The organism is Undibacterium sp. RuRC25W (genome assembly GCF_049339825.1).
Taxonomy (GTDB): Bacteria; Pseudomonadota; Gammaproteobacteria; order Burkholderiales; family Burkholderiaceae_D; genus Undibacterium.
In genome coordinates this window covers 178,751-195,347 of sequence record NZ_JBMPPD010000001.1, presented here as the reverse complement: position 1 = coordinate 195,347, position 16,597 = coordinate 178,751, and the positions used below count along the sequence as shown (strand labels likewise).

At 46.2% G+C, this 16,597-nt stretch carries 17 protein-coding genes; 9 read left to right on the top strand and 8 right to left on the bottom strand.

Going from position 1 to position 16,597, the window contains the following annotated elements; all coding sequences use genetic code 11:
* Window positions 1–18: 18 nt before the first annotated feature.
* From ccoG to ACO0KV_RS00855, 5 genes are all read left to right on the top strand, one after another.
* The gene (gene ccoG / locus ACO0KV_RS00875; RefSeq protein ID WP_423038961.1) at window positions 19–1,431 is read left to right on the top strand and encodes a cytochrome c oxidase accessory protein CcoG; all 1,413 of its coding nucleotides are present in this window, start codon (window positions 19–21) and stop codon (window positions 1,429–1,431) included.
* Between the two features lie 9 nt (window positions 1,432–1,440).
* Entirely contained in the window at window positions 1,441–1,977 is a 537-nt protein-coding gene (locus tag ACO0KV_RS00870) for a FixH family protein (protein ID WP_423038959.1), read from the top strand.
* Window positions 1,978–2,105: 128 nt separating this feature from the next.
* Window positions 2,106–2,363, top strand: a complete 258-nt coding sequence (locus ACO0KV_RS00865; RefSeq protein ID WP_423038957.1) for a hypothetical protein — start codon at window positions 2,106–2,108, stop codon at window positions 2,361–2,363.
* A 15-nt stretch (window positions 2,364–2,378) separates the two neighbouring features.
* The gene (gene hemN, locus ACO0KV_RS00860; RefSeq protein ID WP_423038955.1) at window positions 2,379–3,782 is read left to right on the top strand and encodes an oxygen-independent coproporphyrinogen III oxidase; all 1,404 of its coding nucleotides are present in this window, start codon (window positions 2,379–2,381) and stop codon (window positions 3,780–3,782) included.
* A 4-nt stretch (window positions 3,783–3,786) separates the two neighbouring features.
* Window positions 3,787–4,560 (top strand): sulfite exporter TauE/SafE family protein, encoded by a 774-nt coding sequence (locus ACO0KV_RS00855; RefSeq protein ID WP_423038953.1) that lies wholly within the window; start codon window positions 3,787–3,789, stop codon window positions 4,558–4,560.
* A 60-nt stretch (window positions 4,561–4,620) separates the two neighbouring features.
* On the opposite strand, the gene ACO0KV_RS00850 is transcribed toward ACO0KV_RS00855, so the two are convergent.
* The 8 genes from ACO0KV_RS00850 to trpS all read right to left on the bottom strand — a co-directional run bounded on the left by ACO0KV_RS00850 (window position 4,621) and on the right by trpS (window position 12,150).
* Entirely contained in the window at window positions 4,621–4,950 is a 330-nt protein-coding gene (locus ACO0KV_RS00850) for a flagellar basal body protein (RefSeq protein ID WP_423038951.1), read from the bottom strand.
* 92 nt (window positions 4,951–5,042) lie between these two features.
* On the bottom strand, window positions 5,043–7,001 hold the full coding sequence (locus ACO0KV_RS00845) for an MASE3 domain-containing protein (protein WP_423038949.1): 1,959 nt from the start codon (window positions 6,999–7,001) through the stop codon (window positions 5,043–5,045).
* 253 nt (window positions 7,002–7,254) lie between these two features.
* The gene (locus ACO0KV_RS00840) at window positions 7,255–8,094 is read right to left on the bottom strand and encodes a universal stress protein (protein WP_423038947.1); all 840 of its coding nucleotides are present in this window, start codon (window positions 8,092–8,094) and stop codon (window positions 7,255–7,257) included.
* Window positions 8,095–8,207: 113 nt separating this feature from the next.
* Window positions 8,208–9,092 carry a helix-turn-helix domain-containing protein gene (locus tag ACO0KV_RS00835; protein WP_423038945.1) on the bottom strand — a complete coding sequence of 295 codons (885 nt, stop codon included), beginning with the start codon at window positions 9,090–9,092 and terminating at the stop codon, window positions 8,208–8,210.
* 30 nt (window positions 9,093–9,122) lie between these two features.
* Window positions 9,123–9,506 (bottom strand): response regulator, encoded by a 384-nt coding sequence (locus ACO0KV_RS00830; RefSeq protein WP_423038943.1) that lies wholly within the window; start codon window positions 9,504–9,506, stop codon window positions 9,123–9,125.
* 164 nt (window positions 9,507–9,670) lie between these two features.
* Window positions 9,671–10,312: a response regulator gene (locus ACO0KV_RS00825; RefSeq protein WP_423038941.1), complete on the bottom strand. Its 642-nt coding sequence runs from the start codon at window positions 10,310–10,312 to the stop codon at window positions 9,671–9,673.
* Window positions 10,313–10,418: 106 nt separating this feature from the next.
* Complete coding sequence (locus tag ACO0KV_RS00820; RefSeq protein WP_423038939.1) at window positions 10,419–10,874, bottom strand: universal stress protein; 456 nt, start codon at window positions 10,872–10,874, stop codon at window positions 10,419–10,421.
* 253 nt (window positions 10,875–11,127) lie between these two features.
* Window positions 11,128–12,150 (bottom strand): tryptophan--tRNA ligase, encoded by a 1,023-nt coding sequence (gene trpS, locus ACO0KV_RS00815; protein WP_423038937.1) that lies wholly within the window; start codon window positions 12,148–12,150, stop codon window positions 11,128–11,130.
* A gap of 332 nt (window positions 12,151–12,482) precedes the next feature.
* On the opposite strand from trpS, the gene hemC reads away from it, so the two are divergent.
* Genes hemC through ACO0KV_RS00795 form a run of 4 tightly spaced genes read left to right on the top strand, consistent with a single transcriptional unit; the run spans window position 12,483 to window position 16,590 of the window.
* Window positions 12,483–13,430 carry a hydroxymethylbilane synthase gene (gene hemC, locus ACO0KV_RS00810; protein WP_423038935.1) on the top strand — a complete coding sequence of 316 codons (948 nt, stop codon included), beginning with the start codon at window positions 12,483–12,485 and terminating at the stop codon, window positions 13,428–13,430.
* 11 nt (window positions 13,431–13,441) lie between these two features.
* Window positions 13,442–14,215 (top strand): uroporphyrinogen-III synthase, encoded by a 774-nt coding sequence (locus tag ACO0KV_RS00805; RefSeq protein ID WP_423038933.1) that lies wholly within the window; start codon window positions 13,442–13,444, stop codon window positions 14,213–14,215.
* The gene (locus ACO0KV_RS00800; RefSeq protein ID WP_423038931.1) at window positions 14,212–15,390 is read left to right on the top strand and encodes a uroporphyrinogen-III C-methyltransferase; all 1,179 of its coding nucleotides are present in this window, start codon (window positions 14,212–14,214) and stop codon (window positions 15,388–15,390) included. Before ACO0KV_RS00805 ends, ACO0KV_RS00800 begins: the two co-directional genes overlap by 4 nt.
* Before the next feature lie 3 nt (window positions 15,391–15,393).
* Entirely contained in the window at window positions 15,394–16,590 is a 1,197-nt protein-coding gene (locus ACO0KV_RS00795) for a heme biosynthesis protein HemY (RefSeq protein ID WP_423038929.1), read from the top strand.
* Window positions 16,591–16,597 lie beyond the last annotated feature (7 nt).

Sequence of the window (16,597 nt, the reverse complement as noted above, 5' to 3'; positions counted from 1 at the left end):
TTTAAAAAGAAGTAAAAAATGAAACAAATCCCCATTATTCAAGTGCCGATCGAGGAAGCTGAACTCGCCCTGTTTGAAGAGCGTAAAAAGATTTACCCACGTTCACAGAAAGGCTGGTTTGCATCCCGGCGCTGGATAATGGTGGCATTAACGCAGTTGCTGTTTTATGGCACGGTCTGGTTGAATTGGAATGACAGGCAAGCGGTATTGTTTGATTTGGTTTCACGGAAATTTTATATATTTGGCCTGGTTTTCTGGCCTCAGGATTTTATTTATCTGGCGGTATTACTCGTCATCTCTGCACTCTCCCTGTTTCTGTTTACAGCAATCGCAGGCCGCTTATTTTGCGGCTACGCTTGTCCGCAGACCGTTTATACGGAAATATTTTTGTGGGTTGAGAGTAAGGTGGAAGGTGACAGGAACGCACGGATCAAACTCGATGCGGGTCCTTTAACTGGGCGCAAATTCTCGCTGAAATTTGTCAAGCATTTCATCTGGCTGACAATCGGTTTGTGGACTGGTTTCACTTTTGTCGGCTATTTCACGCCGATTAAACAATTAGCGTTAGAGATTGGACATTTCGCGCTTGGCCCGTGGGAAACCTTCTGGCTGTTGTTTTATGGTTTTGCTACTTACGGCAACGCAGGCTGGTTACGTGAACAAGTATGTAAATACATGTGCCCTTATGCCCGCTTTCAAAGTGCGATGTTTGATAAGGACACGTTGATCGTTACTTACGATACCGAGCGCGGCGAACCACGTGGCTCGCGTAACAAGAAGGTTGATTTCAAGGCAAAAGGCTTGGGCTCTTGTGTTGATTGCAGTATCTGCGTTCAGGTATGCCCGACGGGTATTGATATCCGCAATGGTTTGCAATATGAATGTATTGCCTGTGGCTTGTGTATTGACGGTTGTGACCAGGTCATGGATAAAATGGGTTATGAGCGTGGTTTGATTCGCTATACCACTGAACATGCGCTTACCCGTAAGCTGGATCAGAAAGCCATGTGGGCGCGGGTTTTCCGTATGCGTACGCTGATCTATTCTGGCTTGCTAAGTCTGATTATCTTAGTGACTGCTATTTCTTTGTTTTACCACGTCCCGCTCAAAGTAGACGTGATTCGTGATCGGACGATGCCTAAGATCACCGAGATGGGGGCGATTGAAAACGTATATCGCTTGCAAGTGATGAATACGCAAGAATCTGCTCGTCGCTATAGTGTGGAGATCGTTGGGGTTCCTGGTGCAATCGTCCTTAACAATGAGGTGGTTGATGTGAAATCTGCCAACGCGACAGCGGTACCGATCCGTGTCCGCGTACCAGCAAACGTGTTGCAACCTGGCTCAAATCGAATTCGCTTTGAAATTAAAGATTTGGATGCGCCGGATGTTAAAGTCATTGAAAAAGCTGTATTTTTAGTTCCACGATAAGGAGATGTAATGAGCACCGTTCTGACTCTGAAGAAAAAAGATCACTGGTATAAAGAACCGTGGTTGCTCCTGGTGGTTGGTGGCCCGTTAGTAGTTGTTTGTGCGAGTATTTTTACCGGAGCGCTGGCGTTTCTTGGCTCGGATAAAGTGGTCGCAGAAGATTATTATAAGCAAGGCTTGATGATCGATAAGGATATTCAGCGTGATGCGAAGGCGAGAGAGTTGCAAATGAGCGCAACGCTCAATTTTGATGCGACCAGCAATAAAATCCGTATGAAGCTCGAAGGTAAGGGGGCATTTCCAAATTCACTGCAACTCAGTATTGCAAGTGCCGCATCGGATGGTATGTCGGTCGCTGAAATTATTCGTCGCCTGCCGATGACACAAGTCAGCCCTGGCGTTTATGAAGGTGATTCAAAACTCATCTCGAATATTTCTTCTAACTCTGTTAAATTGTTTCATCTCAAGTTGGAAGCATCTGACTGGAGACTAACAGGCGATTGGTTTGAGCCAGAGCAAAAGGTTGCGCAATTAAGAGCGTCATAATTGAAGCGCTTCCCTAAGATTTGTTAACTGGCAAGTTAAAGGGCTGATAGAAGATTTTCTCGGTGAGGCTTCATGTCGCTGCAGCAGTTTTGTATTGGTCCTTATTAAATCACTAGAAGGGGACGAGAATGGAACATACGATGTTGGTTCATCGCAAAGCATCTTTGCGACCCATGTTGATGATAGTGTTGTGGCCGGCTTTTTTGATGGCCTGTGCTGCCACAGGATTATTTTTTAGTCTCGTTGATCCGATGGAGTTGATCGTGTTAGATGAACGCTTGCAAATGCATAGTTCGGGCGTCTACACGGTGGGCTTTTTTGCATTTTGGTTGCTCGGAATTCTTTCTAGTGGTTTGACTGCCTTACTTGTGCAAAAAGCTCATTAGAATCGAACTCACTTTATGAATACCACTGAATCAGCTGTTTTCCCTGCCATTGAAATACCTGAAGAGTTAATTCGACGTTTTGACTCTTTCGGTCCACGGTACACCTCGTATCCGACTGCAGATCGTTTTCACGCAGATTTTACGGCTGATTCTTACATATCCTATTTAAAACAGCGCAGTGGTTTAGCCAATAAGCCGCCACTGTCGCTGTATATTCATATTCCTTTTTGTGCGTCACTTTGTTATTACTGTGCCTGTAATAAAGTAATTACCAAAGACCGTAGTCGCTCAGCGATTTATCTGACCTATCTGGAAAAAGAGTTAAAGATGGTCACTGCGCATTTGGCAGAGCGCGAAACACTCAGCCAACTTCATCTGGGTGGTGGTACGCCGACTTTCCTCAGTCACGACGAAATGCGTCAGTTAATGGCGATGCTGCGCCAGCATTTTGACTTTACGGATGATGCTGAGATTTCGATTGAAATCGATCCACGGACGGTCACCTCTGAATCACTCGAAATTCTGCAAGAAATCGGTTTTAATCGCACCAGTCTCGGCGTGCAGGACTTTGACCCTGATGTGCAAAAAGCAGTCCATCGGATTCAGGAGTTTGATATGGTGGCACGCACCATACAAGAGAGTCGTCGCTTTGGCTTTGAATCGATTAATTTTGATTTGATATATGGACTACCAAAACAATCATTAGAAAGTTTTTCCAGAACGCTGGATCAGGTTATCAGTCTGTCGCCGGACCGCATTGCGTTATACAACTACGCACATTTGCCGACACGCTTTAAGCCACAACGTCGTATCGCAGAAGCGGATTTGCCTTCTGCCGAACAACGTCTTGAAATTTTTCTGATGTCCCTGCGTCGGTTGCTTGCGGAAGGCTATGTCTATATTGGTCTTGATCATTTTGCAAAACCGGATGATAGCCTCGCTAAAGCCACGCTCGATGGAAGTTTGCACAGAAACTTTCAGGGCTACACCACCCGCTCTGACTGCGATCTGATAGCGCTTGGATTGTCGGCGATTGGCAAGGTGGGCAATTCTTACGTACAAAACTTACGGACGCTCGATGAATATTATGCGTGCCTAGATCACGGTAAGTTGCCAGTGGAGAAGGGATTCGACCTGAATCAGGATGATCTGATGCGTCGCCAAATTATTATGGATATGATGTGTAGTACGGGCGTCAATTTCAGTGATGTTGAAAGTCAGTTTGGCATTTCCTTTAATGACTATTTTGATACTGAATTACGTCAGATGCAGGCATACGCATCGGAGGGATTAGTTGGTATCAGTGATGCTGGTATTCGTGTATTGCCGAAGGGGCGTTTATTTGTTAGAGCATTTGGTATGGCATTTGATGGCTATCTGGCGAAACAAACTGCGGCCAAATACTCACGTTTAATTTAACTCTATGTTGACTCTGCCTTTGGCACTTGCTGCAATCACTGCTGGTGTCGCTGGTGGCGTGCACTGCATTGGTATGTGTGGAGGGATCTCGACGCTGTTGAACCAGGCAGGAATCCGCCGTGAAAAGATCATCCCTATCCATGCCGATAACGCAGTTCGAGATGCCTCCCGCGTCAGTTCACTTGCGGTGAATCGCTCGTCGTTGTCCTTTCAGTTGTTATTGCAATCTGGGCGGATTTCAACCTACATGTTAGTGGGCGCTTTATTTGGTGGTTTAGGTAACGCTGGTCTGATCTTGCGACCTTATCTGCCCGCCCAGCAGTTCTTGTTTGTGTTTGGAAATCTGGCTTTGGTTGCTTTAGGGATAAGGGTATTGGGTGTGACTGTACCATTTCAATGGTTAAGTCATTTCTTTTCGACTTGGCAACAGCGATTTTTTAGTAAGCTGCCGTCGCTGAAAAATGGCATCCGTTATCCATTTTTAACAGGGTTGGCATGGGGATGTTTGCCGTGTGGTTTGCTCTATAGCGTTATCCCATTTGCTTTGCTTTCTGGTGACTGGTTTGCTGGTGCCATGTTGATGCTGCTTTTTGGACTCAGCGCGTTGCCGCATTTATTGTTTAGTCAAGGTCTGTTTGCTATTGCAAACAGAGGACACGTTCCAGCCTGGTTAAGGAATATGGGTGGGGTCACTCTCATATCGATTGGCGCACTCGGCCTATGGTATTTCGATATGCACCAGATGCCGTCATTTCTATGCGTTATCCCAGCGACGTAAATATTGTTGCTTCGTGCTGATCACGCTAAGGCGTGTTGTGTTGGGGGGGGGGCGCGTTGTTTATGCTTTGGTATTGATTAAGGTTCCCATTACCTGATCCGCTGTTTTCACAACGTGCGCATTGAGCTTAAAGCTGGCCGCATACTGAATTGAATTCACCGTTTCTTTTGCTAAATCGGTGCCACTCTGGCTATCAGTCGATGCGGCCGCCGCACCGGCTTTGCTGATATGAACAGTCACGCCATTATTTGACCCCTGTTCAAAATTAGCGACCTCAGGTTGATATCCATTTGTATTGACGTTCGCAATGTTGTTAGCCGTGCTATCAAGCGCTTTAGTGTTGGCAATCAAGCCAGACAAGCCACTGCTAAGTGAAGAAATGGACATCATTAACTCCGGTTAAATGCTAGGAAGGACGATACGAACGTGTTCCCAGGATAGTTCTTTTTTTGTGCAGATGCCAAAATTTTTTCATATTTAACCTAGTTGTCTTCATTGTCAGAATCGGCTAAGGGTAACTCTATAAATAAAGTTGTCCCTTCATTCACATCACTCACAACGTTAAACTCTCCATGCATTGCTTTGACGCGTTCACGCATACCGACCAAACCGAAAGATTGTGTTTTTTGCATGTCTGATTCATCGATACCTTTACCGTTGTCAGAAATGGTAAAGCGCAGTTGTTCGCTACTTCGATGGAATTCTATCTGGACTTCGTTTGCCTGTGCATGACGAGCGACGTTCGTCAGCGATTCCTGAACGATTCTAAAAATAGCCGTGCTACGTGCATCGTCAAGGGTCAGTAGCTCTTCATTAGCGATGAGATCACAGTCAATGTTATGCCTATGTGAAAAATCTTTTTGTAATGTTTGTAGGGCAAAAAATAAGCCACCTTCATCCAGCGCGCGCGGTCTTAAATCAGTCGCGATCCGGCGCAGGGTGGTAATCGCTGTCAGGATTAGATGATCCATGCTGTTGATCGTTAGCTGATTAGTTTCGACTAGTTGCTGGTCTCTCTGTAGTAACGATAAGTCCATCCTGAGCGCAGCCAGCAGTTGTCCTAGGTCGTCATGTAATTCGCGGGCGATATGTTTGCGTTCCTCTTCGCGGATGCTTTGCAGGGTGTTTGATAACTGGCTGAGTTGTGAGTGATAGGCTGCCATTTTTTCTTTAGCAATTTTTCTGTCTGTAATATCCCTGAAAATAACAGTGTAGAAGCGCTCGCCTTTTTCCATTTGGTGCGCAATTGAGGCCTCAATCGGAAATTCTTCGCCATCGGCTTTGCTGCCTGTTACGTAGAAATCTTCGTAATGGTTTCCCATTTTTCGGCGGGTGGTTCCTGCCTCACCAAATGCTTTCATGTGATTGCCATGGTTATGCCTGTGGCGCATAGGGATGAGTTGACTCAGTGGTGCGCCGATAAGACTGTTCGCCGGATATCCAAAAATGACGGCAGCGGCAGGGTTGGCGATAACGATAATTTGTTTTTCGTTGACGGTAATAATTCCATCAATGGCTGTATCAATCATGCGACTCAGTCGTTCACGTTGCAGTGTCAATTCTTCGGTTGACGTGACCAGATGTGCTGCTGTTTTTATCAAGGCGGAATAAGGCGTATGAATATTTACTGCGACCATACTACGATAGATAGCGATCGCCGCTAATAGCTGAAAAGAGTGGCCAATTACAATGTTGATGTCGCCGGTCGACGAATAAAGTGAAAAATATACTTCCGACATGGCCATTAACGCACTGGCAAAAAATAATGGTATGCGGTCGATATGGATATGTTCAGCTCTTTTGTCTGTCTCAAAACGTAGTGCATGTTTGTAAAACAAGAGGGCTGTCACGCAGTTAAGCAGCACTAGCCCCATTTCGTATCCGATTTTGAAAACGGTTTGCCCTGCACCTTCATTAAAAGTTAGGGGTAAAGTAGTGGGATGGATAAAAATGATGGTGGCGATGAACAGCGTAGAAAACAATCCAATCGACAAGGTAAGGTACGATTGTTTTTGGCTGAAATCAGTATCTTTAGGATCTAAGGCTAAGCCAAGTAGTGTTGCTGAGATGATAGTGCGTGATGCTAGCCAAAAACTCAGCGACTTATGCATATCGATAGCGGTCTCAAATCCAGGCATGCCTTGGAAGGTTATTGAGTGCAAAAAACCCAAGATTGCAGTGCATAAAAAGGCCACGGCTAAAATTGCGCTACTTTTTTTTCGTGTATCGCCAAACGCGTTCCAGCACACAATAAAAACCGAGGCAAAGATGACGATAGTGACCGTTTCTAAAAAAGTATGCATCGACAGTGGGTGTGTGACGCCGATAAAGGAGAGTCGTCCCTGACTACCCCATAAAATAACGGAGATGACGAGTAAAATGCTGATTAACCAGCTAGCCCGTGTGAGTCTGAAGCTGATGTTGGAGATTGAATGGGGCATGGAATGCGTCAAGTAGATTGGATAAAAGTGACAACGCCTGGTTCTGTCGATTGCATATTGACGGTAGCTGCTGTTTTTTGTTCTTTAACGTTGTCAGCAGCACTGAACTCGTGAAAATTGATTTCCGGCGATCTATTTTAAAGGCAATTTCCCAAAAAATAGCGGCTGATGAATTAAAAAAGGCGTCCGAATCATCGAGCGCCTTTGTTGTCGTTATTCGTTTCGCCAGTCCTGCATGAGGCAAAACCTAAACTCAGTGAGACATAAATACCGGAACTGTCATGCTCTCAAGAATAGTTCTTGTTACGCCGCCCATAATCATCTCTCTGAAGCGTGAATGACCATAGCCGCCCATCACTATCATGTCGCTATTAAGATCGTTCGCCAGCGACAGCAAGGCATTACCAATATCTGTTGAAGTTTTATGTACTGATACTTCGACTTTGATGCCATGTCTTGCAAGATAGAGAGCAATATCCGCCCCAGGTTGCTCGCCATGTGCATCTGGTGTTGCTTTGGTGTTGAAAATTGCTACCTGCACCAAATCGGCTTTTTTTAGGAGGGGAATCGCATCGGTTACCGCTCTGGTCGCTTCTCTGCTGGCATCCCATGAGATAAGGGGACGTTTACCAACCGAATGAAAGTCACCAGCATAAGGAATAATTAATGCTGGACGCCCAGAGTTAAGCACAATGTACTCTGGAAAGTCGGGAAGTACGGAAGGGGAGGGTTCATCGCGATTGGTTTGACCAAGTACAACCAAGTCGCTATAACGCGCTTGCAAACCAATGCCACCACCTGCTTCATCATTGGCAATAGAAGATTCAAAAGACGGCACACCGATATGATCGACGATTTTGTTAAATTCTTCGACAGCTCTCTCAGCACGTTCTTTTAAAAAATTCAGATGAATTGTTAAATTTGGATCACTGGCACTGATATTCCCATCTTGGTAAATAAATCGGGAGACGCCCGTAACTGCCGTACCAACCAGATGCGCGTCTTCGCTACGTGCAATATCTGCGGCAAACTTGACTCTTATTTGTGAACGATCAGATTCATCGACATGGACGAGGATGGTTTTATATGACATGACATTGCTCCTTAACGTAGCGCAGGTGGAGCCATTTTTTGGCTGGCCCGCTTTTTATCAATAGAAGGACGACACTTCGTGCTTTTTTGATTCTGTGGTTTAGCTTACTTCATTTATACTGCAACTGCGGCTTCAGAACTCCATTGTTGCAATAATTTTTTGCCAACCAGAGACGAGACTTTCTCGCTGACTTTACTGCGTGCTTTTGCCGGTGGCAAGCGGCGCAAGGTTTTAAGGGTTGTTGGGTCGAGCAGGCAGATTTCGCGTTGGTCAACACTGATCAAACCCATTTCATTGAAAGCGGACAATGTACGGCTGACTGTTTCCAAAGTCAGACCTAGGTAGCTGCCGATTTCGTGACGTGTCATGCGCAGGTTAAATGAACGACCAGAGTAGCCTAATTGACTGAAACGGTCGCCAAGATTGGTCAGGAAACGGGCCACTTTTGCTTCAGCACTCAACGCGCTTAACATGCCGATCATTAACTGTTCACGAACCAACTCGCGGCTCATTACATTGAACATGGCATGCTCCAATTCAGCGTAAGTATGACCTAAAGCAGTGAATGCTTTGTATGGCAGTAGAATGACGTCGCAATCAGATAAAGCAACTGCCTCAGAAGCATGGTGCTGCGAATGAATACCATCGATACCCAGTAAGTCGCCTTTCATTGGAAAGCTCAATACTTGCTCATTACCATATTCATCAATCAGCACAGTTTTCAGGAAGCCAGAATTCACAATATAAAGCGTATCAAAACTTTGACCAATCGTGTGAATGCGTTGACCTGCTTTGAAGCGTACATGTTGAAACAGAATTTCTTCATTGGATGAACTGGCTGGCGCTGCGATGTGCAATAAATCGCATACCTCACGCAAATTGGACCATAAGTTACCATGACAACGCCAGCCAGCCTCGTTGATGTTGGTGGACAAGAGAGCCTTGTTAACTGGTGTTCTCAGGCTTGATTGGCGGGATGAAAGCGCTGCTGTAGTCATGTGAGTCTCCAGAGAGTAAGATGCAAAGTATTAATTAATGTGATTTGAGAAATTCGGTATTTGCCAACGGTGCAGAAAATCTGGTATCCGTTCAAAGTCAGTTGATTTATCCAAAAAACCATCAGCACCGGCACGCATCGCATGTTGGCGATTGTCATCAGTTGAGTGGTTAGTCAGAACAACGATTTTTACTAAGGGTTTTCTTTGCTTAATGCTTTTTAATAGTTGCAAACCATTGCCAGTACCCAATTGGAGATCGAGGATGATTGCATCGGTTTCGCTATTAAGGACTCTCTCAAAAGCAGATTCAATATCGCCTGATACGCCAATAACATGGATGCCTGGAACTTCTTCAACGAACCGGATTAACCGATTCTGAATCAGGACAGAGTCTTCGACGATAAATAAATTCATGATGCTTTGGAGGATGAACACCGCTTTGTTTGCTTGTGTTCATTATCGCGAATCTACGTGTTGATTTAAATCAGGAGATGCTGATTTGATCTATCGGATTATTTGCTGATGTTGTAGGAGTTTTCCTACAAAAAGGTGGGGGGATGGGAGAAACGGCTGACGCGTTAGGCGTTCGGCGTCAGTAAATGGTGCGCCACGGCGTACTGAACAAGGTCTGATATATTATTCATGTTCATTTTTTGCATGATCCGCATTTTATGCGTACTGACCGTTTTTACACTGAGATGCAAAAGATCGCCGATTTCGGTAATGGTCTTACCTTTGACCAAATGCGTGAATACTTCAAATTCGCGATCCGATAAGCTGACGTGAGGCAAGTTGTCATCGGCCGGCATTGCATTCATTGCAAGTTGTTCTGCTACCTCAATGCTGATATACGGGCGTCCTGAGGCAACCTTGCGTAATGCTGTCACCAATTGGGTGCCTGCACTTTCTTTGGTTAGGTAACCGCGCGCACCTGCACGAATAGCACGCACTGCATACTGTTCTTCTTCGTGCATGGTCAAGATCAGAATCGGTAGTTTTGGAAACTCATCTTTAATCTGACGAATCAAATCCACGCCACTGCGGCCTGGCATCGATAAATCCATCAGCAATACGTCAAACGTAACACTTCTGACTTTATCTAAGGTATCAAAACCATCTATCGCTTCTGCAACGACGAGAATGTCATCGTTGCCATCAAGGATGCGTTTTAAACCTTCACGCATGATGGTATGGTCATCGGCAATCAGAATACGAATCATTGAATGAGTACATAGTAAAGGTTCATTGCAAGGAAAGTTGCAAGGCATACACTATTGTACTGTACAACCACGTTCAAGGATGTTGTATCCCAGAAAAAAGCCGTTTTCAGTGGTTTTTGGTGCGGTGAACCAGTACTGGTATATTGCATAAAGACAACACCTTGGCTGTCGTGCTTCCTAGTAATAAACTGCCGACGCCACTACGGCCGTGGGAGCCCATAAAGATTAAATCGCAATTGTGCTCTTGAGCGGTATGAACGATTTCTTTGGCAGCAGAATCATTAAATTGGACCAGACCCTCAAATGGTACGCTAGCCTGTTCGGCGACGAACTTAGCAGCGTCGAGGTACGCTCCCCCGTAACTTCTCATTGCCGCCTGATATTCTTCTTCGGTCGGAGTGTTTGGTGGAATGATGTCGATATAAATCGGATATTGATAATTACTAGCGACGAATAGGGCAACGACTTTCGCATTGATTTGTTTTGCGAATTCAATGCCCTCGCGAATAGTCGCGGTGGCCAATTCAGAACCGTCAGTTGGCAGTAGGATTTTGGTGTACATAAAATGTCCTTTGTAAATGCACCATTAATGCATCATTGAGTTGATTCATCATGCGCTATTTTCGCGTTTGTTCTTTTGATAAAGAACAAGTTTTAAGTTAGCGAATCGATCGAGTATTGTCAATGAAGGGTGTGCAGTCCTTTATCGAATCCAAAATAAAAATGCCTCAGATGACGCCACGTGAGGGCCATCTGAGGCAGGTGCCTATCTGGATCGCAAGTCGACAGAGACTGTGCAGAAACGTCTTGTTGCTTTAGAAATGTTTTAAGCCAATAGCAGCTTTTACTTCGTCAGTGGTCTGCGCGGCAATTTCGCGTGCCTTGCGAGTGCCTTCTTTGAGCATTTGCAATACTTGGCCGCGGTCTTTGGCGAACTCTTCGCGTCGCTCACGGATGGGGGCGATCAGATCTTGTAAGATGCCTTCCAGTCTAGATTTGACGACGCTATCACCGAGGCCGCCACGGACATAATGATCCTTCATGGTTTGCAGGCCTTCTTTATCTTCATCGAATGCATCGAGGTAGATAAACGCAACGTTCCCTTCAAGATGTCCAGGGTCAGCAACGCGTAGATGCAGTGGGTCTGTATACACATTGCGGACGGCCGCTTTAATTTCTGCTGCACTGGCACCAAGGTTAATCGTATTGCCCAAGGATTTACTCATTTTTGCCTTACCATCAATACCCGGCAGGCGGCCGATCTCTGGTACCAGAGCCTGACATTCAACGAGAATATCTTTATTGACCAGACGGTTGAAGCGGCGAACAATTTCATTGGTCTGTTCAATCATCGGAATCTGATCTTCCCCGACAGGAACGAGGCTCGCTTTAAATGCTGTGATGTCCGCCGCTTGGCTGACAGGGTAGGTCAGGAAGCCTGCAGGGATATCACGTTCAAAGTTTCTCAGGATGATTTCTTGTTTGATCGTTGGATTGCGTTCAAGACGGGCTACTGAAACCAAATTAAGGTAGTAAAACGTCAGTTCGGTTAATTCCGGAATCTGTGACTGAATGAAAATCGTTGATTTTGTCGGATCGATACCTACTGCGAGATAGTCCAAGGCAACTTCCAGTACATTGTTATGTACTTTTGCTGGATCATCCATGTTATCGGTTAACGCCTGTGCATCGGCGAGCATGATGTACTGCTGATACTGATGCTGATATTTGACGCGGTTGCGTAGGCTGCCTACAAAGTGGCCAAGGTGCAGAGGGCCGGTCGGACGATCACCTGTCAGAATAAGGTGGTTTTTATTTTCTGGGGTACTTGCTTGCATAGATATTCCATCACTTTCGTGCTTAAAGCGGTCTTGAGTCGTGTTTGTGTCGTATTTGCTGCTAACGTATTCTGTTGATTTCGGCGTTTACGTAAAAAAATGCCGCTCAATCATGGCGGCATCTTTAAAATCTGCGTCTAATTAGGACACTATGATGCCGTTACTAAAGAATATGTGTCAAGTTTGGGTATATTTGTCAAAAACTCTGTCGATTTTACCGTGTCTTGTCGCCAGAATCATGAGTCTGAAATGGTAAAATTGCCGATAACGGCGTTGTATGGCCTATTGCCGTACGATTTATTGCCATTTACGTAAATAGAAAGATATCTACCTTGACCGTTGTTTCTCCTAAAAAATTAGTTATTGCTTCACGTGAGAGTCGTCTTGCTATGTGGCAGGCAGAGAATGTCCGTGATCGCCTTATGGGTTTGTATCCAGATTGTGTGGTTGAAATTTTAGGAATGACCACTCGTGGTGATCAAATTCTGGATCGAGCACTCTCGAAAGTGGGTGGAAAGGGCTTGTTTGTCAAAGAGCTAGAAGTCGCCATGGCTGACGGCGCTGCGGATTTGGCGGTGCATTCGCTCAAAGATGTGCCGATGGATTTGCCAGATGGATTTGCACTGGCTGCGGTCCTCGAGCGTGAAGATCCGCGCGATGCATTTGTCTCAAATCTCTATTCATCGTTAGATAATCTACCTGAAGGGTCGATTGTCGGTACCAGCAGCCTGCGTCGCCAAGCGTTAATATCGGCCCGTTTTCCACATTTGATCATCAAGCCTTTACGTGGCAATCTCGATACTCGCTTGCGCAAATTAGATGACGGTGATTACGCTGCCATAATTCTTGCTGCAGCTGGCTTGAAGCGTCTTGGATTGTCGCAGCGTATTGCTGCTTATCTGGAGCCAGAAGAAAGTTTGCCAGCAGCTGGACAGGGTGCGATGGCAATTGAAATTCCAGATAATCGCCCCGAACTTGCGGCATGGCTTGCGCCATTGAACCACGTGCCGACCGCGCAGGCAGTGCATGCAGAACGGGCGATTTCAAAAGCGTTTGGTGGAAGTTGCCAGATTCCTTTGGCGGCCTACGCCATCATTAACGGTGTAGATATGCATTTGCGTGCTATGGTTGCGACACCTGATGGGCTGCGTGTCGCAAAAGCAGAGGTGTATGGTGCTGCGATGGATGGCGCTGGATTAGCGCAAAAAATAACTGCAGCGCTTGAGGCACAAAATGCGGAAGATATCTTGGCAGTATGCAAAATCCAGGCGCAAGACTAATTGGATAGTTAATGTACCCACACAAGGTCATCATTACCCGTCCCATCGCACAAGCTCGTGATTTTGCTGAAAAAGTCAGGCGCATCGGCGCCGAGGCAATTTTGTTTCCGTTGATCGACATTCGCGCGTTGGAAGATCAGCGTGAGATTGCTAAAGAAGCTGATGCCTTAGATCAATTTTCGCTTGTGGTTTTTGTCAGTCCAAATGCAATCGATGCATTTATGCCGCATGTGACTAACTGGCCGCCATCATTAACAATCGCAGTCATGGGGAGCGGAAGTCGACATGCGCTCGTCCGCTATGGCTTAACGGAGCAAAATACACGTATTGTCAGCCCTGCCAATACGTTAAAGACCGATTCTGAAACCTTGCTTGAGGTGCTTGATACTGATGCCCTCGCAGGGAAGAAGGTGTTAATCGTGCGCGGAAACGGAGGGCGTGAGTTTTTGTCAGATGCCCTGCGTTCGGCGGGGGCTGAAGTTCAGCTGCTATCTTCCTATGAGCGCATGACTCCTGATTTTGATGGGCGCAAACAGGCAGAGTTGATGCAGTTGTTAAGTGTGGACAATCGATGGGTTATTACGAGTTCTGAGGCTTTGCGAACATTGGTGGATTGGGTTAAACAATTACAATCTGGTGAGTTCGTGGCAAAACTGCAACATCAAGAAATTATCGTTCCTCATGTGCGTATTGCGGAGACCGCGCAACGTCTGGGGTTTCATTTCATCACTTTAACCGCATCTGGCGACGAATCCGTGCTTGTCGCGTTACAATCTCTCGTATGAACGAACAGCAAATAAATTCCGGCGCATCTGCGCCAACTCAGAATCCTGAGCAGCCTCCCATCCAGACTGCAGGGGCCCCTGTACAAGTGGTCGTGAAAGACGCTAATTGGACTCAGCCAGCTTATTTGCTGTCCGGTGTGTTAGCGGTACTTTTGGCCGCCAATTGGTGGTCATCCCAGAACCAGATAAGTTCCCTGCGTGAAGAGGTTGCTCGGCGTCTGCTGAGTGCCGATACAACCAGCAGTGAGACAAAAATCCTTGCAAAAAACGTCCAGGAATCAACCAAAGAGATTCAGGCAAAGGTGATTTTGCTTGAAGGTAAACAGTCTGAAGCACAAAGTCAGCAACTCGCTCTCGAGCAGCTCTATCAGGATTTATCTAAAAATCGTGATGAGTGGGCGTTAGCCGAGATTGAGCAAGTGTTGTCGACTGCGAGTCAGCAATTGCAGCTCGCAGGCAATGTTCCAGGGGCATTGATCGCTTTGCAAAATGCGGACAGTCGTTTGGCTAAATCGGATAAACCGCAATTTATCGTGATCCGACGTGCGATTGCCAAAGACATCGAAAAACTTAAGGCATTACCTTCACTGGACTTGCCTGGCATTGCTCTGCGTCTTGATAGTGTCATTGCTCAGGTTGATCGGATGCCACTGTGGGTCGACGAAAAGTCTGTTGTGACTGCGACGCCATTGAAAACACCGCTGCGCGTATTGCCTAAATCTCAGAGCAAACAGTCGCCAGAAAAGTCAGGTAAATCGGACTCGAAAGCGATTGAAGACGTCAGTGATGTTACCTGGAGTGTGCGTTTGCAAGATGCGTGGCAAAGTTTTTCCAGTGAGATGTGGGGTGAGGTTAAGCAACTCGTGCGCATCCGTAGTGTTGAAACTCCTGACGCCTTATTACTAGCGCCGACACAGTCTTATTTTGCACGTGAAAACCTGAAATTACGCCTCTTAAATGCGCGTTTAGCTTTATTGTCACGTAACGAAGCCGTTTTCCGTAGTGACATCAATGCGTCGCAGGACGCAGTAGCAAAGTATTTTGATACCCGTGCGAAGCAGACACAGACGGTCCAGGCTCTGTTGGTGCAAGTGCAGAGCAGCAATTTATCAATTGAAATGCCGACCCTGTCAGAGAGCTTGAATGCTGTTCGTAACTACAAAGTGAAGCCTTAACGTATGCGAATTTTTATCCGGCTTCTGATCCTGTTTGCGCTTGCCGTTGGTCTGGCAATTGGCGCACGTTTTAATCCTGGTAATGTGGTCGTTTTTTTTCCGCCGTACCGGATAGACTTGTCTTTAAATTTATTTTTATTTTCGCTGGTGGCCTTGTTTGTTGTTATCTATGTGATCATGGGTGCGATTGTTACTGCCAGAAAAATGCCGAAAAAGGTCGCTGCATATCGTCAGGGTAAACGCGAACGTGATGGTAACAAAGCGTTGCGAGAAGCGGTTCGGACTCTGTTTGAAGGACGCTTCGGCTATGCCGAAAAAGCGGCTATTCGTGCTTCTGAGTTGTCGGATAACGTCGGCGTAGCAGCACTTATCGGTGCGCGTGCTGCGCATCACATGAGTCAGTTTGATCGACGTGATGCATGGTTGACCGGTATCGAGTCGGATCAAGCTTATAAAGTTGCCAGGCTGGTGACGTCCACAGAACTGCTAGTCGATCAACATCAGTCTGAAAAAGCCTTGGAGGCTGTGCGTCAGTTACATCTCAATGGCAGTCGTCATATTCAGGTGTTGCGCTGGGCGTTGAAGGCAAATCAGCAAGCACGGAAGTGGCCCGAGGTACTAAAACTGGTTCGCACTCTGGATAAGCATCATGCACTTCATCCGACACTCTCAACTCGGTTAAAAGAACTCGCTTACGAAGATCTGCTCAAAGATCACGGTCATGATGCGGAGTCGATTCGTCGTGTGTGGTATGAAATTCCTTCCAGTGACAGAACCTCCGCTTTTGTTGCCTACCAGGCAGCGGTTGCATTTAATGCAAGAGGGTTGTTTGATGATGCGCGAGCTATTGTTGAAAAAGCATTGCTTGAGGAGTGGGATGATCGACTCTTAAGAGCCTACCGTGAAGCTGGCGCGGCAGAAGGATCAGCAGCCTTGTTATCGCAAATTGATCATTGTGAGAAATGGTCATTGAAGCATCCAACGGATCCTGAACTGGCTTTAACCTTAGGTGTATTGTGTTTGCGTCAGAAATTATGGGGAAAGGCGCAGCGACACATGGAGCAAGCATTGTCAGATGCTGTTTCAGCAATTACGGTCCGTGAAGCAAATCTGAAGTTGGCACAGTTACATGAAGCACTTGGCCAAGAAACTGAGGCGGCTTATCACTATCGTCAATGCGCAGTTGCAACGACCCTGTAAATAGCTG